The 19,924-nt window shown below is 55.7% G+C and carries 19 protein-coding genes; 8 read left to right on the forward strand and 11 right to left on the reverse strand.

The features are described 5' to 3' along the window. Nucleotide 1 precedes the first annotated feature (1 nt). Genes ACN0UH_RS06425 through ACN0UH_RS06435 form a run of 3 tightly spaced genes read left to right on the forward strand, consistent with a single transcriptional unit; the run spans nucleotide 2 to nucleotide 2,087 of the window. Complete coding sequence (locus ACN0UH_RS06425) at nucleotides 2-919, forward strand: copper resistance protein B (protein WP_417661280.1); 918 nt, start codon at nucleotides 2-4, stop codon at nucleotides 917-919. A gap of 9 nt (nucleotides 920-928) precedes the next feature. Then, complete coding sequence (locus ACN0UH_RS06430) at nucleotides 929-1,639, forward strand: c-type cytochrome (RefSeq protein WP_417661281.1); 711 nt, start codon at nucleotides 929-931, stop codon at nucleotides 1,637-1,639. 40 nt (nucleotides 1,640-1,679) lie between these two features. Then, nucleotides 1,680-2,087: a DUF411 domain-containing protein gene (locus ACN0UH_RS06435; RefSeq protein ID WP_417661453.1), complete on the forward strand. Its 408-nt coding sequence runs from the start codon at nucleotides 1,680-1,682 to the stop codon at nucleotides 2,085-2,087. Nucleotides 2,088-2,392: 305 nt separating this feature from the next. On the opposite strand, the gene ACN0UH_RS06440 is transcribed toward ACN0UH_RS06435, so the two are convergent. Next, nucleotides 2,393-2,782, reverse strand: coding sequence for a GFA family protein (locus tag ACN0UH_RS06440; protein ID WP_417661282.1), 390 nt, complete (start codon nucleotides 2,780-2,782; stop codon nucleotides 2,393-2,395). 89 nt (nucleotides 2,783-2,871) lie between these two features. Between ACN0UH_RS06440 and ACN0UH_RS06445 the strand changes: the two genes are divergently transcribed. The 3 genes from ACN0UH_RS06445 (at nucleotide 2,872) to ACN0UH_RS06455 (ending at nucleotide 6,872) form a co-directional block, all read left to right on the forward strand. After that, complete coding sequence (locus ACN0UH_RS06445; protein WP_417661283.1) at nucleotides 2,872-3,270, forward strand: hypothetical protein; 399 nt, start codon at nucleotides 2,872-2,874, stop codon at nucleotides 3,268-3,270. A 231-nt stretch (nucleotides 3,271-3,501) separates the two neighbouring features. Further along, the gene (locus ACN0UH_RS06450; RefSeq protein ID WP_417661284.1) at nucleotides 3,502-4,365 is read left to right on the forward strand and encodes a diguanylate cyclase domain-containing protein; all 864 of its coding nucleotides are present in this window, start codon (nucleotides 3,502-3,504) and stop codon (nucleotides 4,363-4,365) included. A gap of 257 nt (nucleotides 4,366-4,622) precedes the next feature. Continuing rightward, on the forward strand, nucleotides 4,623-6,872 hold the full coding sequence (locus ACN0UH_RS06455; protein ID WP_417661285.1) for a TonB-dependent siderophore receptor: 2,250 nt from the start codon (nucleotides 4,623-4,625) through the stop codon (nucleotides 6,870-6,872). 98 nt (nucleotides 6,873-6,970) lie between these two features. Here the strand turns inward: ACN0UH_RS06455 and phnX (ACN0UH_RS06460) are convergent, their stop codons facing one another. From phnX (ACN0UH_RS06460) to phnD, 9 genes are all read right to left on the reverse strand, one after another. Further along, nucleotides 6,971-7,798: a phosphonoacetaldehyde hydrolase gene (gene phnX, locus ACN0UH_RS06460; RefSeq protein ID WP_417661286.1), complete on the reverse strand. Its 828-nt coding sequence runs from the start codon at nucleotides 7,796-7,798 to the stop codon at nucleotides 6,971-6,973. A 243-nt stretch (nucleotides 7,799-8,041) separates the two neighbouring features. Continuing rightward, nucleotides 8,042-9,562, reverse strand: a complete 1,521-nt coding sequence (locus ACN0UH_RS06465; protein ID WP_417661454.1) for an aldehyde dehydrogenase family protein — start codon at nucleotides 9,560-9,562, stop codon at nucleotides 8,042-8,044. Between the two features lie 125 nt (nucleotides 9,563-9,687). Beyond that, the gene (gene phnX, locus ACN0UH_RS06470) at nucleotides 9,688-10,515 is read right to left on the reverse strand and encodes a phosphonoacetaldehyde hydrolase (protein WP_417661287.1); all 828 of its coding nucleotides are present in this window, start codon (nucleotides 10,513-10,515) and stop codon (nucleotides 9,688-9,690) included. Nucleotides 10,516-10,594: 79 nt separating this feature from the next. Next, nucleotides 10,595-11,467, reverse strand: coding sequence for a LysR substrate-binding domain-containing protein (locus ACN0UH_RS06475; protein WP_417661288.1), 873 nt, complete (start codon nucleotides 11,465-11,467; stop codon nucleotides 10,595-10,597). A gap of 42 nt (nucleotides 11,468-11,509) precedes the next feature. Beyond that, nucleotides 11,510-12,808, reverse strand: coding sequence for an MFS transporter (locus tag ACN0UH_RS06480; protein ID WP_417661289.1), 1,299 nt, complete (start codon nucleotides 12,806-12,808; stop codon nucleotides 11,510-11,512). Nucleotides 12,809-12,924: 116 nt separating this feature from the next. Next, nucleotides 12,925-14,016, reverse strand: a complete 1,092-nt coding sequence (gene psrA / locus ACN0UH_RS06485; RefSeq protein ID WP_417661290.1) for an iron-containing alcohol dehydrogenase PsrA — start codon at nucleotides 14,014-14,016, stop codon at nucleotides 12,925-12,927. Nucleotides 14,017-14,208: 192 nt separating this feature from the next. Beyond that, entirely contained in the window at nucleotides 14,209-15,027 is an 819-nt protein-coding gene (gene phnE, locus ACN0UH_RS06490) for a phosphonate ABC transporter, permease protein PhnE (protein ID WP_417661291.1), read from the reverse strand. 1 nt (nucleotide 15,028) lies between these two features. After that, complete coding sequence (gene phnC / locus ACN0UH_RS06495; protein ID WP_417661292.1) at nucleotides 15,029-15,826, reverse strand: phosphonate ABC transporter ATP-binding protein; 798 nt, start codon at nucleotides 15,824-15,826, stop codon at nucleotides 15,029-15,031. Continuing rightward, the gene (gene phnD, locus ACN0UH_RS06500; RefSeq protein ID WP_417661293.1) at nucleotides 15,823-16,689 is read right to left on the reverse strand and encodes a phosphonate ABC transporter substrate-binding protein; all 867 of its coding nucleotides are present in this window, start codon (nucleotides 16,687-16,689) and stop codon (nucleotides 15,823-15,825) included. Before phnD ends, phnC begins: the two co-directional genes overlap by 4 nt. Before the next feature lie 112 nt (nucleotides 16,690-16,801). On the opposite strand from phnD, the gene ACN0UH_RS06505 reads away from it, so the two are divergent. Beyond that, a complete protein-coding gene (locus ACN0UH_RS06505) occupies nucleotides 16,802-17,674 on the forward strand; it encodes a LysR substrate-binding domain-containing protein (RefSeq protein WP_417661294.1) in 873 nt (290 codons plus the stop codon). A 53-nt stretch (nucleotides 17,675-17,727) separates the two neighbouring features. Here the strand turns inward: ACN0UH_RS06505 and ACN0UH_RS06510 are convergent, their stop codons facing one another. Then, nucleotides 17,728-18,840, reverse strand: coding sequence for an MFS transporter (locus ACN0UH_RS06510; protein ID WP_417661455.1), 1,113 nt, complete (start codon nucleotides 18,838-18,840; stop codon nucleotides 17,728-17,730). Nucleotides 18,841-19,164: 324 nt separating this feature from the next. Between ACN0UH_RS06510 and ACN0UH_RS06515 the strand changes: the two genes are divergently transcribed. Beyond that, entirely contained in the window at nucleotides 19,165-19,914 is a 750-nt protein-coding gene (locus tag ACN0UH_RS06515) for a substrate-binding periplasmic protein (RefSeq protein WP_417661295.1), read from the forward strand. Nucleotides 19,915-19,924 lie beyond the last annotated feature (10 nt).

Consider the following 19,924-nt stretch of genomic DNA (forward strand, 5'->3'; position numbering starts at 1 on the left):
GATGAGTCTTTCAATGCTACGTAAAACTCTTATTGGTGCCGCTGTTTCTTTTGGGCTGAGTGCTGTGTTCGCCCCCCATATCGTGCTTGCTGATGAGGTGGCAATTGGCACTCCAAACCAGCATGCAGCGATGGGCCATGATTCGATGCCCGCCATGGACCACAGCAAAATGCATCATGCTCAGGCGGTCACACCAACAAACACAAGCAGGACGCCAATCCCTGAGTTGACAAATGCTGATAGAAGAGCAGCTTTTTCAGGATTGCCAGATCACAGCGATATGCATGAGAGCGGGGTTAATAGTTTTTTTCTGCTTGACCAGTTCGAATATCAAGATGCGGACGACGGCAGTACCTTGTCATGGGATGCATCTGGTTGGATTGGCGGTGATATCAATCGGCTGTGGCTTCGCTCCGAGGGTGAGCGCACCAATGGTGTGACTGAAGAAGCCGAAGTACAGGCCTTGTTCGGGCACTCGATTGGTCCGTGGTGGGATGTAGTTGCAGGCGTTCGTCAAGACTTTGAACCGGGAGATCCTCAAACTTGGGGCGCGCTGGGTATTCAAGGTATGGCGCTCTACGCTTTTGAAGCTGAAGCGACAGCCTACATTGGTGAGGGCGGACAAACAGCTGCCAGACTCGAAGGCGATTACGACATATTACTGACCAATCGCTTAATTCTTCAGCCTACTGCTGAGATCAACTTCTACGGCAAGAACGACCCAGAGCGTGGTGCTGGCTCAGGGCTTTCCAATACCGAAGTAGGGCTGCGTTTGCGTTATGAACTCGTTCGTCAGTTCGCTCCTTACATCGGTGTTTCTTGGAACCGCACATACGGTAATACATCCGACTATGCGCGCGCTGAAGGCGGTGACGTTGATGAGACCCGCTTCGTTGCGGGTATTCGAATGTGGTTCTAAGAGACGAACATGAAAAAAACAATTCAAACACTTATTACAGCAAGCATTGCTACAGGTATTACTGCCTCTGCTGTTGCCTACTTCGGCATTATTAACGTAGCGGCTGACGACCCTCACTCTAAAATTGTTTATTCGTTTTTAACCATGGCACGTGATCGCTCTATCGAAGTTCGAGCCAAGGATATCGAGGTTCCCAACCTTGATGACCAAGCAATGATCAAGGCCGGTGCGGGCAACTACAACTCTATGTGTATTAGCTGCCACTTGGCGCCAGGTATAAAAGAAACAGAACTCAGTCAGGCACTGTATCCGGCTCCCCCAAATCTCGCTAAAACAGGTATAGGGAAAGCCCCTGCAGCATTCTGGGTTATCAAGCACGGGATAAAAGCTACCGGCATGCCAGCTTGGGGTAAAAGCATGGCTGACCCGTACATCTGGAGTATGGTCGCGTTTTTACAGCAACTTCCAGAAATGGATAAAACTCAGTACCAAGCCTTGGTAGCATCGAGTGACGGCCACCAGCATGGCGGCGGCGAGACCAAGACGTATAATCATGAAAGTCCACATGGAGATTCCAGTGAACAGCATGCTGCGGGTGATGCTGAACCAGCCACTGAAAGTCACCATGTCAGCGATTCCAGCGGCGAACCTGTAACACCAGCGCCAAACCCAAAAACTCATACACATGCCAACGGCAAGGAGCACAAACATGAAGGTTAATCGTAAAGGTCCAAGCGTGTTGATATTGGCTGCGGTGCTGATGTCATCGATTGCTCAGGCCAGTGATGCTTTAACCATCGATGTGCATCGCGATGCAAACTGCGGTTGCTGTAAAAAATGGATAGCACATCTCGAAGCTAACGGTTTTACGGTGGTTGATCATGTCGAAAAAAACATGAGCGCCGTCAAACAACAGCTAGGAGTGCCGCCGCGCTTATCGGCATGTCACACTGGAGTGATCAACGGCAAATTTGTCGAAGGCCACGTGCCCGCCGAACAAGTATTTAAACTGGCGAACCGAGATGATTTAGTGGGGATATCCGTACCGGGAATGCCCGCCGGATCGCCAGGAATGGAAGTGGGTGGGAAGCAGCAGGCTTACGAAGTTATAGGTTTGACACCCGCTGGGGCCGAACACGTTATTGCTGAATACCCCGCGGATCGTTAATGCTGACAATCACTTTGCCTTTACAGCTCGACATAAAATCAGCCATCTGCAGATACGGGGCGTAAAGGAAGTCCACACCATAACCTCCTGCTCCCCAGTCCAGCAGATTCATATCGTGCAAAATGTGCTGCTACAAGGTAGAAGGACCGCGCGAGCTGCTCGTTGTATGGCTGTCAGTATTTCAGGATGGTTATGTTTCTGCCGCTCGAATACCTGCTGACTAGATAACGCCCATTTAAACCGCCAAACGAATTGCTTCAAGTGGTTCTGCACAGCGGTACAGGCGCATCGAACCGGCCCTTGTTTTATTCGAAGCGCCCTCCTCCATCACGATCACGCAGGTAGCGGCGTGCCAGTGGGAATGGCGGCAGCCACGACTCACGTCGAAGCATCCACAATTCATAGGTTGGCCGCAGTTGATCAGGCTCATCCAGCGAGCCCAGGTTCAGTTCAACCTCGTCATCGCTGCGGGAAAATACCAATGAGCCACAGCGGGGACAGAAATACCGACCTTGGTATTCACCGCTCTCACCAGTGATGGTTACGGCATCTTCAGGAAATATCGCCGAGGCGTGGAACAGCGCGCCGTGATGCTTGCGGCAATCCAGGCAATGGCAAATACCCACTCGGTATGGCTGCCCCACTGCTACGATTCGAAGATTGCCACACACGCAACCGGCATTGAACGACTCCACAAGCACCTCCTCTAAAATTGTGGTTTTGTAACCAATAACCAAGACAATTACTCAACAGCAACCATCTTTACCTCGCTGGAGAACGGTCCATGCTCAAAGCAGCCTTGATACTCAGTTTAGGCACTCTGCTCAGCGCCTGCGCTCAAGACAACAATCGTTCAACGCCCGCCCCTCACGTAGCTTCAATTCAGCAGACTACCGATCAGTGGGTCGGTAAATGGGTAGGCGTCGAAGGCCTCAATTTGACCCTGAGCAAGGATGCAGCGGCTGGTCCCGGCCACTATTTGCTGAAGATGCAATATGGTCTCGATGCGGACCAAAGCGGCACCTATAAAGGCAAAGCAACAGACGATGGCATCAGTTTTAATCGCCCAGATGGCCCTCAATTACTACGTACTGGAGACGGCCAAGCCACTGGTTTGAAATGGCTGGTGGACAAGCACAACTGCTTGATCGTGAAGCCAGGCGAAGGCTATTGCCGAGACTGAATATTTGCAGTCATCTAGCAGATGGCATGTCTGCCTTAAAGTCTTGGCTCAGCGGCAGCCGAGCTAGTTAAGATTTTTCTTTTATATCAATTGGTCAAATTGGTACACCGGGGAGCACCTGATACTGTCGGAGCGAACTGCAAACTGATAGCTAAACGCCTGCATTCATCTCTGCGTCTCGCTTCGCATTCGAGTTATGATTAAGCGACATAAAGCAGACTTTCTTGAACTATGGCCGTTGACCTGCAAGCGCTCTATCCCAAATTGATCCACCTGATGCTGGACACTGTATTTGTGGTCGACAGGGACAATCAGATTGTATTTGTCAGCGATGCCTGTGAGTCCCTGCTCGGCTATCGTGCCGACGAGTTGACCGGCACCGCGATCACCAACTATATGCATCCTGATGATTTGGCGATCACTAAAGCCTCGATTACCCGCGTCATGAACGGTCAACCCCACATCGATTTCCGCAACCGTTATATCCGTAAAGATGGAAGTGTCGTACACATCCTCTGGGCGGCCTGTTGGTCCGAGGATGTCGGTGCAAGAATCGGTGTGGCGCGGGACATTACAGCCCTTCGGCAGGCAGAGTCGGAATTACATTTCCTCGCCCACCATGACCCGCTAACCGAATTGGCCAACCGCTCGCTGTTCAATGAACGACTAGGCTCAGCCCTGCGTGGAGCCCGCCGCCACCAGAACACTCTGGCGTTGCTGTTTATAGATATCAATGACTTCAAAGACATCAACGATGCTCATGGGCATGCAGCGGGTGATCGCGTGCTGCGTTTGATTGCTCAGCGATTGAAAAGCAGCGTACGGGAGACTGACACCGTCGCTCGTATGGGCGGTGACGAGTTCACGGTGCTATTAACGGATATTCAATCTGAAGAAGCTGTTGCAGCTAAGGTGGAACATATCCTCGCGATCATGGCCGAGCCGCTGGACGCTGACTTTGGGACGATAAAGATGCCGTCCTGCAGTATCGGCGTAGCCTGCTATCCCGCAGACGGTGAGGATGCCGATACCCTACTTAGCCATGCGGATGGCGAGATGTACCGGATAAAAAAACTGCGCCCTGCAGTTCGCTAGCAGCCCACAGATTCCACTGCATGGGTTTTCCAGCACGCCTTATTCAACCAACTGTCCGGCTGGCGCTGACACCTTTCGCCCTCGCCAAACCAGCAAACAGGTATGGAGCCGTTTCGTAGCGACCGCTTCGCAGAGACACCCGAGGCAGCCAATCTCTCGCAAAACAAAAATAAATTCCCATTCGGTCATTCCAGAATACTTAACGACTGCGTATGATAGTAATTCGCATTAACACTATAATTACAGCAGAGTCCGCCATGTCCGCCCTCCTTCACTTGCGTTCACAAACCCCACTTGCCCTGCGCTCCTCTTTAGCTATTCGCCCCTTGGCTCTAGCAGTGCATATGCTTGCAGCCGGTGCGGCCTTTGCCGTGCCATCAGTGATGGCTGCGGAGCAAACAGAGTCAACTGAGGCCGCGAGTGCTGTGACCCTGAAGCCAATGGAAATCACCGGCTCCGCCGAGCCGAGCGCGGTCACTGAGGACACTCATTCCTACACCACCGAAGCGGCACGCACCGCCACGCCGTTGAGCATGTCGCTGCGCGAGACGCCGCAGTCGGTCAGCGTAGTCACACAGCAGCGCATTGAAGATCAGGACTTGGAGACCATCCTCGACGTGGTCAACAACGCCACTGGGGTGTCGGTCAACCGCTACGAGACCAGCCGAGCACAGTTCAACGCCCGCGGTTTTGAACTCAACTCGCTGATGATTGATGGTGTACCAACCATTTATGAGCAGCCATGGAGCTCTGGCGAGATTTTCAGCAGCCTGGCGATGTATGACCGCGTTGAAATCGTGCGCGGTGCCAACGGCTTAATGACCGGTGCGGGCGATCCATCGGCGTCTATCAACCTGGTACGCAAGCGCGCCAGCAGCCGTGACCTGAAAGGCTCGGTAAAATTCAGCGCAGGTACATGGGATACCTTTGGCACCGAAGCTGATGTATCCACGGCGCTGAATGAGGCTGGCACCATCCGCGCACGCCTGGTTGGCGAAGTCACCGATGGCGACACTTGGATCGACGGTAACTCGAAGCGCAGTGAAACGGTCTACGGCACCATGGACATCGACCTGACGCCAGATACCACCTTGTGGTTCGGCCTTAGCAACCAGGACAACAGCGAAGACTCGCCAATGTGGGGTGGCCTGCCCGTCTGGTACGCCGATGGCAGCCGCACCAACTGGAGCCGTTCGAAATCGACCTCTGCGGGTTGGAGCAAGTGGGACACGACCTACAAGACCTACTTCGTCAATCTTGACCACACCTTCGCCAACGATTGGAAGGTCAACCTCAGCTACAACCGTGGCGAGCGCAATGGCGACTCCGCCCTGCTGTATCTATCCGGCAACCCGGGCCGCAACGGCAGCAGCCCAATGTCCTCGTTCCCGGCGACCTATAAAACCGAGACAACCCAGGACGACTACAGCATCCGCTTCGATGGCCCATTCTCGCTATTGGGTCGTAAGCACGACCTGGCCTTTGGCTACATCGACAGTAAACAAGAGTTCGATGCCGACGCACTGGTTGCCCAAACCGGCTTTGGCGGGGTACCAAACTTCGACGCCTACAACGGTGATTTCCCAGAACCCGTCTGGGCACCGCGCAGCGACTATGGCTACAGCGAAACCCGGCAAAAGGGTTTGTATGCGGCAACACGCCTAAACCTGACCGACGACCTGAAATTTATTCTGGGTGGCCGTGACAGCTGGTACGAGCAGACCAGCGATGATATCTATTCGGAAGTGAGTAAGGTCGATGTCGATCACGAACTGACGCCTTATGCGGGCATCGTCTACGACCTCAATCAATATCTATCGGCCTATGCCAGTTACACGGAAATTTTCCTGCCGCAATCCGTTCGCGATAGCAGAGGCCAACAGCTTGAACCGATTGTTGGTGAGAGCAGCGAACTGGGCCTCAAAGGCGAGTTTTTCAATGGGCGCTTGAATGCCTCTGCGGCGGTATTCCAGATTAAACAAGACAACCTCGGCCAAAGCACCGGCCAATTGATCGACCCGACGAACCCGATTGGCGGTTACGCTTATGAGGCGAGTGAAGGTGCGACCAGCAAAGGCTTCGAACTGGAAGTGTCGGGCGAGTTGGCCACGGACTGGAACGCCTCGATCGGTTACACCCAGTTCACCGCTGAAGATGCCGATGACAATGACGTCAACACGCTGTACCCAACCAAACTGCTGCGTACCTTCACCACTTACCGCCTGCCCGGCATGTTCAACAAGTTGACCATCGGCGGCGGCGTTAACTGGCAGGACAGCATCTACACCTACGCCACCAATCCGGCGGGCAATTCCGAGAAGATCGAGCAGGATGCCTATGCGCTGGTCAACCTGATGGCGCGTTACGAGTTCACCGAGAACCTGTCGGCCCAGTTGAATGCCGACAACATCACCGATGAAAAGTACTTCGATATTTTTGATGCCTACGGCGCCCTGACTTACGGTGCGCCACGTAGCTTTACCGCTTCGGCGAAGTACCGCTTCTAACTGCGCTACCGCTGCTTTACCCAACACCGGCCTTGCGCCGGTGTTGTGCTTTGTGGACGTTTTGCAGGCTTGTCCGTTGGCAAAAGCCCAAGCTCGCCTCAGCGGTTTTGCGGCGTCTCACCGCGAGCCAGTCGGGCGTTGATGTCATCGATCACCGCAGGCAGCTCGGCGATGGTGTCGATCAAATAATGCGGGCGCGAACCTTCGAACATCTGGCCGATACGTGCACGCTCCTGCTTGAGTTTGTCTTCCGGCAATGCCTTGAACTGTTCATAAGTCAGGCCCAGTGCATTGCCCGAGCAAGTCAGCGCAACCGTCCACATACCCGCGCTACGGCCTTCGAGAATGCCTGGCCAGGTGTCGTCAATTTTTACGCATGCAGCGACATCACTGATACCCAGAGCGATGACGTTGGCCAGCGACTGCGCAGGATGCGGACGGCCGTTAGGCACCTCATCGGTTGCGACCACATGATCCGGCACATAGCCGTTGGCACGCGCCAACTCAACCACCCGCGCCATGACCACCGCCGGATACCCGGAACAGGTGCCGATTTTCAGCCCCTTGTCACGCAGCGAGGCAATAGCCTCCAGCGCACCGGGGATCAGCGCTGAATGTTCGGCGATCTTTTCTATCTGCAAGGGCATAAAACGCTCGTAAATGGCAGTGACATCAGCATCTGTCGGCGTGCGACCAAATGCAGCGCGGTAGCGCTCGGCAATATCCGGAATATTGCATAAGGTGCGGATGTGATCCCACTTGCCCATGCCCATCGGGCCACGAGCTTCCTCAAGGGAAACCTGCACGTCGAACTCGGCGAAGGCTTCAACGAATATCTGTGTTGGCGCAAAGGAGCCAAAGTCGACAACGGTACCGGCCCAATCAAGAATCGCGGCTTGCAGACAGGTTGGTTGCTGGTAGTTCATGGTCTTTCTCCAGTTGCAATGTGAGGTGCACCAACTCAGCAGACGCAAGAGCTGGATGAGGGTTATTGGCCTTTGACCTAATCTTGGGAGCCCCAACCAATGCATACTAGATCCAACACAGGATCAACAATGCGGCCAGCATTTGCTACACAGGGAAACTGTACCCAGAAATTTTATATAGCCAGCCCAACACTTGTGTTGGGCTGGCTTCGGTCGAGCGATGCACTGTTTTTGTGCAACCGATCAGAAAAACCCGAGCGGATTTATGTCATAGCTGATCAGCAGGTTCTTGGTCTGCTGGTAGTGATCGAGCATCATCTTGTGGGTTTCACGGCCGACGCCAGACTTCTTGTAGCCACCGAAGGCTGCGTGCGCCGGATACAGGTGATAACAGTTGGTCCACACCCGTCCCGCCTTGATCCCACGACCCATGCGGTAGGCGCGATTGATATCCCGGGTCCAGACACCTGCTCCCAGGCCAAACTCGGTATCGTTGGCGATCGCCAAGGCTTCAGCTTCGTCCTTGAAGGTAGTCACGCCCACTACTGGCCCGAAGATTTCCTCTTGGAATACACGCATCGAGTTACTGCCTTTGAGCAGCGTCGGTTGAATGTAATAGCCGCTAGCCAGATCGCCATCAAGGCGTTCAACCGCGCCGCCGGTCAACAACTCGGCGCCTTCCTGCTGAGCAATCTCCAAATAGCTGAGAATCTTGTCGTATTGCTGCTCCGAGGCCTGTGCACCGACCATGGTGTCGGTGTCCAGCGGATTGCCGCGCTTGATCTGTTTGATCTTCTTCATCACTTCGGCCATGAACGCCGGGTAGATCGACTCCTGCACCAGCGCCCGCGATGGGCAGGTACAGACTTCGCCCTGGTTGAAGAACGCCAGCACCAGCCCTTCAGCGGCCTTTTCGATAAAGGCCGGCTCAGCATTCATGATGTCTTCAAAGAAGATATTCGGCGACTTGCCGCCCAGCTCCACAGTCGAGGGAATGATGTTCTCTGCGGCGCATTTAAGAATGTGCGAACCCACCGGAGTGGAGCCGGTGAACGCAATCTTTGCGATGCGCTTGCTGGTGGCCAGCGCCTCACCGGCTTCGCGACCAAAGCCCTGGACAATATTCAGCACGCCAGCCGGCAGCAGGTCGCCAATCAGCTCGACGAACAGGGTAATGGACAGCGGCGTCTGCTCGGCGGGCTTGAGTACCACACAGTTACCCGCGGCCAGGGCCGGCGCAAGTTTCCAGGCCGCCATCAGTAGCGGGAAGTTCCATGGGATGATCTGCCCAACCACACCCAAAGGTTCGTGGAAATGATACGCCGCCGTATGCTCGTCTATCTCAGCGGCACTGCCTTCTTGGGCGCGGATGCAGCCAGCGTAGTAACGAAAATGATCGGCGGCCAGCGGCACGTCGGCGTTCAATGTTTCGCGCACGGCTTTGCCGTTGTCCCACGTCTCGGCCACCGCCAATTGTTCCAGGTTGGCTTCGATACGGTCGGCAATTTTCAGCAGAATCAGCGAGCGCGCCTGAACCGAAGTCTTGCCCCAGGCATCGGCAGCCGCGTGGGCGGCATCGAGGGCCTGTTCGATATCTGCACTGGAGGAACGAGGAAACTCGCCGATCACCGAGGCGTCGACCGGACTGGTGTTGGTGAAGTAGGTGCCATTGATTGGGGCAACAAACTCGCCACCGATAAAATTGCCATAACGTGGCTTGAGATTGATAACGGCACCTGGCGTACCGGGTTTGGCGTAAATCATGGGCATGGCCTCTCATATCGATAGGGCGCTGGGCGACCGGCCTTTTAGGGCCAACAGCCGCGCCGGGCAGAGCAACAAAACAGGCTGCCAGAGCGCCCCTTTGGCCGCTCTGGCCTGGTTCAGGATCAAGCGCCTTGAGGGGTTTCACCGCGCTTGAGGCGAGCGTTTATCTCCTCGATCACCGCCGGCAGATCATTGATGGTGTCGATCATGTAGTGCGGACGCGAACCTTCGAACATCAAGGCGATACGCGCGCGCTCCTGCTTGAGTTTGGCTTCTGGCAAGTCCTTGAACTCGTCGTACGTCAGGCCCAAGGCGTTGCCCGAACAGGTTAGCGCGACGGTCCACATCCCTGCGCTGCGGCCTTCGAGAATGCCCGGCCAGGTGTCGTCAACCTTTACGCAGGCCGCGACATCACTGATGCCCAAAGCGATCACATTGGCCAGCGACTGTGCGGGATAAGGCCGGCCATTTGGCACTTCATCGGTGGCAACCACATGGTCGGCAACATAGCCATTACGCTCGGCCAGCTGCACGACCTTCTCCATGACCACTTCCGGATAGCCAGAGCAGGAACCGATCTTCATGCCCTTGTTGCGCAGGCCAGTGATGGTCTCCAATGCGCCAGGAATCAGCGCCGAGTGCACGGCGATTTTTTCGATCTGCAGCGGCATGAAGCGCTCGTAAATGGCGGTGACATCATCGTCCGTTGGCGTACGGCCAAACGCGGCGCGGTAGCGCTCGGCGATTTGCGGCTCATTGCAAAGGGTACGGATGTGATCCCACTTGCCCATGCCCATCGGGCCGCGAGCTTCGGCGAGGGAAACCTCCACACCAAACTCAGCAAAGGCTTCAACGAAGATCTGCGTGGGGGCGAAGGAACCAAAGTCGACGACTGTACCGGCCCAGTCGAGGATGATGGCTTGCAGGCTGGTTGGTTGCTGATAGTTCATGGTCTTTCTCCAATTACAGGGTGAGTATGTGCCATGCCTTCCAAAGGAAGAACGGGCTGGTATTTGAAACCGTTTGCAGTCAGGTTGACGGCTGAGCGCTACTTGCGAAAAGTTCGGCAATCATCGGCCGCTTCTGGCGCACAGCCAGGCAACACAGGTGGTAATCGATATACAGTGGGTGATCGACGAAGGTGATAGGACGGGTGCCCGGGGTTTCGGCATACTCCACCGCCGAGACGAAGCCGATACCGATGCCTTGAGCAATGGCATGCACAATGGCCTCTCGGCTATTAAGCTGCATCACGCAGTCGAGCCCGATGCCAAATCGGCGACATCCCTCTTCCACCAACTGTCGGGTACGTGAACTGCGCTCGCGCAGAACCAAGCGTTCACCACGGACCTGTTCGATATGAACCTGTTCCTGGCTGACCCATGGATGATCGTCACGCACAACCGCGATGATGGGATAGCGCCGATACAGACGCGTGTGCAAACGCTGGTCAAAGCCCGAAAGCGCCAGAATTGCCACGTCAATATCGAAGTTATACAACCGCTCCAAGGTGTCGAGTTCAGACGAAAACGAAGTATCCAACTCGACATCCGGGTACTGCTGCAGCAGCTCGTAGGTGAGATTCATGGCAATAGGTGGCGAGACTGCGCCCAGGCGTAGCATCCCGGCTTTGCGCTGCCGGAAACTCTGCAACAACTGCACCGCTTCATCTTCTTGGCCGAATAAGCCTTGAGTAATCGCGTACAACTGACGCCCCGCTGCACTCACCTCGATAAAGCGCCCACGTCGATGGAAAAGCTCTACAGAGAACATGTTTTCTAGGGCACTGACCTGCTCGCTGACCGTCGGTTGACCGACACTCAAGTACTCAGCCGCCAGCGTGAAACTGCCGGTCTGCGCCACCGCGTGAAAGGAACGAAGCCATTTGTGGTATTGATACATAACGCTTCTCAATCCTGGAAGTCTGTGCAAACTCAGCCTAGATCAGCGCCGAATAAACAGGGCGACCGTTGCACTGCCGATACAAGCTGCAGCCACCACCACAAAAATCAACGAGGTATTACCAGTGCTGTCGAGCATGCCGCCAATAAACGGCTCGGCCAGTCCGGCGAACAAGTAGGATGAAAAGTTCATTACCCCAGTTGCAGTACCCGCACGCTTGGCCCCAACCAGATCAGGGCACAGCGCCCAGAAACTCGAAGCCGGGCCGTAGACGAAGAAACCACAAAGAAACAACGCGACCAGACCGACTGTACTGTGTGCAGGCAGAGACCACATCCACACGCTGGTTGCAGCGCCAAGCACCATGTACAGCATGATCGCCTTGTAGCGCTTGGAACCGAATAGCTTATCGGACACCCAACCATTGCTTAGCGCACCGACCGCCATGCCGACCGGCAGAGCTACGGTGACCCATTTCGGATCGACCCAGCTATCACCACTTTTCCAGTCGGCCCCAAGGAAATGCACCGGCACCCACACGATCAAGCCGTAGCGCGCAGCATTTTGAAAACCTAGGGATACCGCCGCGATGATTAGGCGAAAGTTTTTCAACACAGCTTTATAGCGCTGAGCAGAGGTCTCATCTTCACCGAGCGCGGCTTCGCGATGCTTGTCTTCGGCATTGGCCACGCCCGTATCGTTCAGAGGCTCGAAGCCCAGGTCCTGCGGGCGTTCCCGCGCAACAAAGTAGAACAGAATGCCGCCCGCCAACATCAACAGCACGGGCAGACGAAAGATCCAGCGCCACTCAAGCTGGAGTACCTCAAGCACCACGACCGACGTCACATACGACAGAACCGATGCACAGCCTGCAGCGAACACGTAGAAGCCGTAGACTTTGCCGCGCTCACCTGCGCCCCACCAATTGGACAGCAAGCGACTTCCCGGAGCCCAGCCCAGAGCCTGGAAATAGCCGTTAATGCCCCATGGCAGAATCAGACTGGCAATACCGCTGGCGAAGCTGGTTACCCAATTCGCAGCACAGGACAACACAGCGCCCAGACTCATGATTCTGCGGCCACCGAACTTATCGGCTAGATTGCCGTTGATTGCCTGGCCAATGGCATATGCCCAGAGCATTACCGCCGATACCCAGCCCAGCGTTTCCTTGCTCAGGCCGAATTCAGCCTGGATACCGGGGATGGCGAAACCGAACGTCTGGCGCCCGGTATAAAAGAACAGATAACAGAGCATTGCCGCCAGCAGCATACGCCACTGGGCAGCGCGAAATGAGGGAGCAGTTGGTACAGCGATGCCAGGCAAAGATTGTGCGCGATTCATGATGTTTTCCTTATTGTTTTGCTCTCCACGCCCACAGGGCAGCAGAGAAGGCACTCTTTTACGGTGCTACAGGAAACAGGTGGCCAGACGGCCACCCACGGAAGAATGGCAACGTCTCAGGCCGCTTGCGAACCGATGAAGTTCTTGCCGCGCGCGCCTTGCATGGCGGAGAAAATCATTTGCTGCGCCTCGCCTTCGGTCACGCCGTAATCGGCAAACTCGGTTTTCACATCCAGACGATGGAGGAACGCGCGCAGTTGGGCCTGGGCTCGCCCCAGATCAATACCGAAAATGCGCTGCAATGTTTGGTCCCGCCCAGCATCCTTGCCCCAGGCAAGGCCCAGGACATACGGCAGGGTGAATGAGCACGCGATACCGTGAGGCAGGCCGTGGCGCAGGGTCATCTCGTAAGAAATGGAGTGCGCCAATGCAGTCTTGGTATTGGAAAAGGCCAGCCCTGCTTTCAGTGCAGCCAAGGCCATGCGCGAGCGCAGTTCTCGGCTTGCCAGGTTTTGCTGCAACCGGGGAAGGCAGTCGAGAATGTCCTCAATGGCGGAGATAGCGAAGGTGTCGGAAATCGGGTTGGCGTTTACATTCCAGATCGACTCCAAGGCGTGAGACAGCGCATCCAACCCCGTCGAGACGGTCACAGCAGCCGGGACCGTCAGCATCAAGTCTGGGTCGACGATCGCGGCAGTTGGCCAGGTGCATTGCAAATGCAGTGAATACTTCTTCTGCTGTTCTGAGTCCCAAATGGTTGCCCAAGGCGTTACTTCGCTACCGGTACCGGCCGTGGTCGGAACGGCTATGAGTTTTTTGTGGCGCGGCGGAGTAAAGACTTTGCCAGTCGCCAACAGCGCCAGCAGTTCATCGAACTGACCAGACCCGGTGCCGACAATCAGCGCCTTGGCAGTATCGATGGCGCTACCGCCGCCAACGGCCAATACGACTTCACAACCTGCCGCCTGCTGCCAGAACTGCTCATAGCTGGCGCGCAGTTGGGCAACATCAGGATTTGGCTGAACATCTTCAACCACATAAATCAGCCGATCACCCAGCAGAGCCTGAATTTTGTCGACCAGGCCCAGGCTACGTGCTTCAGGGAAAGTCACCAGAGCGACGTTCTGGCCTTCAGTCAGCGCAGCGATCTGGTTCAGGCTGCCAGAGCCAAAATAAGTGGCAACCGGATTATGAAATTGGGCAGGCATGGCACTTCCTTTTATTGTTTTTGGAACGTGCTGCCATAGTGGTTGCCGAATTGCTCAGGCTCAAATCGATTGATCCGAGGTAGTGATCGGCCAAACCTATAGCTGAACCCGTCACAATGAAGTCGCTCATTGCACTGCTCCCCCGTTGGTGCGCTCTATTGCGGGCAAACCAAAGCTCAGAAAGAAAGTCATTTAATGCCTGCCGCCGTTCTGAATTGCCTTGCGTAGACGACCTGAAAGCATGTCTGCTGCAATTACCATCAAGGTAATGACGATGATGCAGGTTGCGGTTTCCTGGTACTTGAACAGCTTGAGGCTACTCACCAGTTCAAAACCCAAGCCACCAGCGCCGACCATTCCCAGCACGGTCGCAGAGCGCAGGTTGACCTCGAACCGATAAAGAACCACCGCAATCCAGGCGGTAATCACCTGCGGCAACACCCCGAACACAATCACCTGCAAGGGCCGGGCTCCCGTGGCACGAAGGGCTTCGAGTGGTCCCTGGTCAATTTCCTCAATACTGTCGGCAAAGAACTTTCCGAGCATGCCAACGCCGTGTACAGCCAAGGCCAGCACGCCCGGAAAGGGACCAAGGCCGACCGCTGAGACGAACACCAGCGCGAGAATCAACTCATTGATGCTACGGATCACGTTAAGCATCTGCCGAGTGCCCTGATACAGCCAACGATTTCCGTGCAGGTTGCGTGCAGCAAGGAATGCCAACGGCACTGCGAAGAGGATGCCGAGCAAGGTGCCCCAGATGGCAATCTGCACAGTCTCAAGCGCCGGGGCGAGCAACTTCGGCAAGATGTCCAGATCAGGCGGCACCGAACGGCTGAGGAAATCACCAATCTGCGGCAAACCCGCCGCCAACTCCCCCCAACTGAGTTCCGCGCCTCCGGCACTCCAGTGCAGCAGAGCAATAATGGCCAACACCAGACTGCCGCTGACGGCCCAGCCACGGAAGCTTTCAGGTGTACTCACCAGCCAGCGATATTCGTGCGTTCCCATATCAGCCTCCCAGCCCATTGGCATAGTGCAATTGCGACGCATAGGCTGCGACAGATTCATCTTCAGTGGTTTCTGCGTCGGGATAGATACGCTGCAAAGTCGCCTCATCAAGGCCGCTGGCATCGCCGTCATACACCAGCTGGCCATTGGCCAAACCGACGATGCGATCAGCGAACTCACGGGCAAACTCCACTTGATGCAGGTTGCACACCACGGTAATCCCCAACTCGCGGCTGGCATCGTGCAGGTATTGCATGACCAGGCGGGCGGTCTTCGGATCAAGACTGGCCACCGGTTCATCGGCCAGAATAACCTTGGGCTGCTGAGCCAGCGCCCGGGCAATGCCGACGCGCTGCATCTGCCCACCGGACAAAGAGTCCGTTCGCTCATCGGCCTTGTGCGCCAGCCCCACCCGGAGCAGGCACTGGCGAGCCAGTTCGACGTCGGCCCGGCTGAAGAGCTGCAACACCGAAGCAAAGGTCGACACCGAAGCAAGCCGTCCGGTAAGCACGTTCTTCAATACCGACAAACGCGGTACCACATTATGGTGCTGGAAGATCATCGCCACATGGCGGCGCAGCGCACGCTCATCATGCGCCAGCAAGGCATTGATACCGGCCACCTGCAACTCACCGCCATCGGCCTTGGCCAGACGGTTCATGCAACGCAGAAAGGTCGATTTACCTGCACCGGACTGGCCGAGCACAACCACAAACTCACCAGCCCCGATGTGCAGATCAATGCCGCGCAGCACTTGGTTTCCACCGTAGTGCTTGGTCAATCGGCTAACCCTGATCACTTCATCTTACTCAGGTCGAGATCGAGCACCTTGGCGGTATCGCGGACCACATCGTAGGCAGCATCGGTAGTCGGTTGGAAGCCGTTGAGCACGCCTTGATCACCCCAGGGTACGTCCTTGACCTCAGCCAACGCCTTAACCAGCTTCTGTTTCAAGACCGGATCCAAATCCTTGCGCCAGACCATCGGCGACTCCGGAATATCCGGCGAACTCCAGATAATCTGGATATCGTCTTCCTTGATCTGCCCCTGGCTGATCGCCGAAGCGAGAATACGGTCAGCCACCGCCGCTGCATCGACCTTGCGGTTGACCACGGCGAGGATGCTGGCGTCGTGGGAACCGGAGAACATCACACGAGAAAACAGCTCATCAGGCTGGTAGCCCGCCTGCTCAATACCAGCTTTAGGGAACAGATGACCGGAAGTCGAGCTCGGATCGACGAAGGCAAAGGTATGATCCTTGAGGTCTGCCAAGGTCTTAATGCCACTGTCGCGACGGGTGATGACCAAGCTGTGATAGGCGCTAGTGCCGGTCTTTTTGGTCACTGCCACGGCGAAAGCCTCGGCATCAGCCATTTTGTTAGCGAGCACGTAAGAAAAGGGGCCAAGGTATGCAACATCCAATTTTTTCGAACGCAAGGCCTCGATCACACCATTGTAATCAGTCGCCACGAAAGGCTTCACCGGCATGCCCAGACCAGCCTCGAGCTGGTCGAGTACTTGCTGGCTGCTTTCGACCATTGATTGCGAGTCTTCGGAAGGAATCAAGCCGATGCGTAAAGTAGGCTCGGCCGAGGCGTATGGGCTGGCGAATAGCGGCAATAAAACGCTGCAGGCACAAAACAGTTTGCGAAGAGTAGTCATGGCATTTCCAGCAGTTGTTGTGGGAATGCCAGTTACCATATTCCTGTAATGTGACGGTCATACGATCGATTCAATATGCATTTACGTCGAAAAGTATTGAAAGGATCTATGGATGTCGAACAGCAAGCTGCGCGCCTTTCTGGCCGTCGCGCGACACGGCAGCTTCAGCGCTGGCGCCCGGGCCCTCGGTCTGAGCCAACCCACCATCACCACCCAGGTCCAGGCGCTGGAGCGCCAGCATAATCTCGAACTGTTCCATCGCCGTGGTCGTCGCGCAGAGCTGTCCAGTGTCGGTCGCCAACTGCTGCCAATCGCCCAGCAACTGATCAGTCTGGAGTCGGAAGCCGACGGGTTACTCCGCGACTCAGGCGCCCTCACCCGCGGGCAATTGCGCCTGGGCGCCGTGGGGCCCTTCCATGTGATCGAGATGGTCGATGCCTACCGGCGTGATTACCCGCAGATCGACCTGTCGATCCGTATCGGTAACTCGGCCTCGGTGTTGGCTGACCTTGAGAACTATGTGATCGAAATAGGCGTACTGGCCGGTTTTCATGACTCCCCGGCATTTCATAGCATGCTCTATGCGCGTCATCCGATCATACTGTTCGCCCATCACACACATGCTTTGGCCCAGCGCGATAGGGTTCGTCTTGAAGAACTGCAAGGACAACCCATGCTTTATCGCGAACAGGGCTCCACGACCCGCCTGGCGTTCGAAAAGGTTTTGGCTGAACGCCACGTAACACCGCGCATGGTGATGGAGATTGGCAGCCGAGAAGCCTTGCGCGAGGCCGTTGTGAGAGGAATCGGCCTGGGCGTGGTCTCAGCGGCGGAATACATTGGCGACCCACAACTCAAGGCGATCTGCATCGAAGGCGAGCCAATACACACCGAGACTTACCTGTATTGCCTGGCTGAACGCAAGGGCAGCCAGATGATAGAAACCTTTCTTGCTTGCGCAGATCAGGCCCGGCAGCAACGCTGAGCTGTTTGCCTCAACCCCAGCGCGAAGCTGAAAACCATGAAGCCAGCCCCACACTAATGCCTGAGCCAGCAACCCAGCGCACTGGCTACAATCGCCAGCGCAGCTAGGGCGAACACCCACGGGGCCGAAGCAACTGGCAGCAAAATGCCTGCCAGCAAAGGGCCGAGACCTGCTCCGACATCTCGCCATATGGCATTTGAGGCCAGAGCGCCAACTCGGGCAGCCCCGGGATTACGCTCGGCAACCAGGGTAGTCACCAATGGCAATTGCAATGCCCGCAGGATCAACACAGATGCTGCACCCGCTACCACCCAATGCATGCCAAAAGCAGTCAACGCCAGTGCACTTAACGCGGAAAACAGCAACAACATGGGCGTGGCGCCAAACATCTGCGCCGCACGACCGCCCAAAGGGCTGAGCAGCACTTCGGAGAAGTAGCGCAAGGCCATGAGCGTGCCTGCCACGAGCAAAGCATCTTCACCCAGCAACTTGGCCGCCTGCAGAGATAGTCCGAAAATAAACAAGCCATCGAGCGCCACGCCCTCTACGAATGACCACAATGCAACGCTATCGGGCAGGCGAAAACGGCGGTTGCTCACAGGCAGATCATGCCCAACCCCCGGCAGTGAACGGGCGATCAGAAAACCAACCGCACAGCCTACAGCCAGCAACCAGAAAATGACGCGCGGACCAAACTCCTGGCTGACATAGGCCCCAAGCGGCAAGGCCAGCATCGGCCCCAGGGCAATCAGCGCACGTGAACGCCCTGACCGAGCGGCAGCAGCGCTAGCATCTGCGGTCGCCAATACCTGAGTGGAAAGGTTCAGGGCCGCGAAGCACAGCCCCCAGATCAATCTCAGCATCAGCAAAGCCATGAACCCGCAAAACAGCGCATTGCCGATTGCACAGAGCATCGCCGCGCTGGCGGCCAGCATCAAGGTCATGCGGTCGCCATGATGCGCATAGAAGCGCAAGACATGGCTGTAACCGAAAATACGCACCAAACGATTAGCCGCCAGCAATACCCCCGCCTGAGCCAGGGTGATGCCGAAAGCTTCAGGATGAGTCGGCAGCAATAGATAGAGTAATACGTCGCTTGGCAGACAAAAGGCGAGAGTCAAGGCTGACAAACGCGCATCGCGGTTGGCCCGATCTGAGTTATCCACTGGCCGGTGGTTGGATTGGATACACTTCAGGGGCACAACTAGAACCTCAGACACTTTGGACGAAATATTTTGAAATAATGATCGCGAGTCAAACCCTCTTTCAAGTGAAAAGAATACTTATTGCCCTTGTTCTGTGTTCAATAGACAGCCAAGCAGCACATAAAACCGCTCGAAGCCCAGTCATCACCTGCCTGCCAAAAAGCACTGTTCGGATTCACCTGTTCACCCAGCCGCTCGCCACTTAGAACAGTTAGCCCTATATGAAGGTCTATTCTTTAGAGACACTTCATTTCTGAACAGTCCATAGGTGAACTAGTCGACCCCGTGAAATACTCAACACTAACCACAGCACTGTTGTGTCTCTTGCTAGCGACTGTTTCCAGCGCCGAGCAATACAAGGTGGTTACCGAAGAGTGGCCGCCCTACAACTACCAAGAAAACAATCAGCTCACCGGCATGACCACAGAGATCGTTCGGGCCATCATGACCCTGACTGGGGATGATTTTGAATTGCTACTGCTGCCCAGTATGCGAGCCACCTATGCATTGAACACCTGGCCCAAGACCATCATGTTTTCAATGTTCCGCACCGCAGAGCGCGAACCGTTGTACAAGTGGGTCGGCCCAATCGTTGAGGAGTCCATTCACCCCTATCAATTGGCCAATGCGGCGCAACCGGTAAACTCTTTAGAGCAACTGCTGCGCGCGCCACAGATCACCACCCGCCACGCTGGTCTAGTCCCACAAATGCTGCAGTCACTGGGTTTCAAAAACCTCGACAAAAGTGCAACCGAAAACCAGCAGCTCTACCTCATGTTGCTAGCCGGGCGCACCAACATCATCATCGGCGACACTAGCGCGGGGGTGGCTTATTACAGCCGCCAACTCAACATCGCAGACGGCACGCTTCGCCAGATTCCCATCGAACTTTATCGCTCGTCACTGTACATCGCCTTCAGCCGCGACAGTGATGACAAACTGGTAACAGCTTGGGCCAACGCGCTTGAACAACTGCGCAAGTCGGGCGAACTGAAACGCATCCAGCGCCGATACGAAGAACCCATCGAGCAATAACATTGCAACA

This window comes from Pseudomonas sp. (genome assembly GCF_048265905.1).
Taxonomy (GTDB): Bacteria; Pseudomonadota; Gammaproteobacteria; order Pseudomonadales; family Pseudomonadaceae; genus Aquipseudomonas.

Excerpts from the sequence above, each read along its gene's own strand:
- phnD (WP_417661293.1), bottom strand. The coding sequence starts at position 16,689 with ATGACTACTCTTCGCAAACTGTTTTGTGCCTGCAGCGTTTTATTGCCG.
- ACN0UH_RS06505 (WP_417661294.1), top strand. The coding sequence starts at position 16,802 with ATGTCGAACAGCAAGCTGCGCGCCTTTCTGGCCGTCGCGCGACACGGC.
- psrA (WP_417661290.1), bottom strand. The coding sequence starts at position 14,016 with ATGCCTGCCCAATTTCATAATCCGGTTGCCACTTATTTTGGCTCTGGC.
- ACN0UH_RS06475 (WP_417661288.1), bottom strand. The coding sequence starts at position 11,467 with ATGTATCAATACCACAAATGGCTTCGTTCCTTTCACGCGGTGGCGCAG.
- phnE (WP_417661291.1), bottom strand. The coding sequence starts at position 15,027 with ATGGGAACGCACGAATATCGCTGGCTGGTGAGTACACCTGAAAGCTTC.
- ACN0UH_RS06455 (WP_417661285.1), top strand. The coding sequence starts at position 4,623 with ATGTCCGCCCTCCTTCACTTGCGTTCACAAACCCCACTTGCCCTGCGC.
- phnX (WP_417661286.1), bottom strand. The coding sequence starts at position 7,798 with ATGAACTACCAGCAACCAACCTGTCTGCAAGCCGCGATTCTTGATTGG.
- ACN0UH_RS06450 (WP_417661284.1), top strand. The coding sequence starts at position 3,502 with ATGGCCGTTGACCTGCAAGCGCTCTATCCCAAATTGATCCACCTGATG.
- ACN0UH_RS06465 (WP_417661454.1), bottom strand. The coding sequence starts at position 9,562 with ATGATTTACGCCAAACCCGGTACGCCAGGTGCCGTTATCAATCTCAAG.
- ACN0UH_RS06445 (WP_417661283.1), top strand. The coding sequence starts at position 2,872 with ATGCTCAAAGCAGCCTTGATACTCAGTTTAGGCACTCTGCTCAGCGCC.
- phnX (WP_417661287.1), bottom strand. The coding sequence starts at position 10,515 with ATGAACTATCAGCAACCAACCAGCCTGCAAGCCATCATCCTCGACTGG.
- ACN0UH_RS06430 (WP_417661281.1), top strand. The coding sequence starts at position 929 with ATGAAAAAAACAATTCAAACACTTATTACAGCAAGCATTGCTACAGGT.
- ACN0UH_RS06480 (WP_417661289.1), bottom strand. The coding sequence starts at position 12,808 with ATGAATCGCGCACAATCTTTGCCTGGCATCGCTGTACCAACTGCTCCC.
- ACN0UH_RS06435 (WP_417661453.1), top strand. The coding sequence starts at position 1,680 with ATGTCATCGATTGCTCAGGCCAGTGATGCTTTAACCATCGATGTGCAT.
- ACN0UH_RS06425 (WP_417661280.1), top strand. The coding sequence starts at position 2 with ATGAGTCTTTCAATGCTACGTAAAACTCTTATTGGTGCCGCTGTTTCT.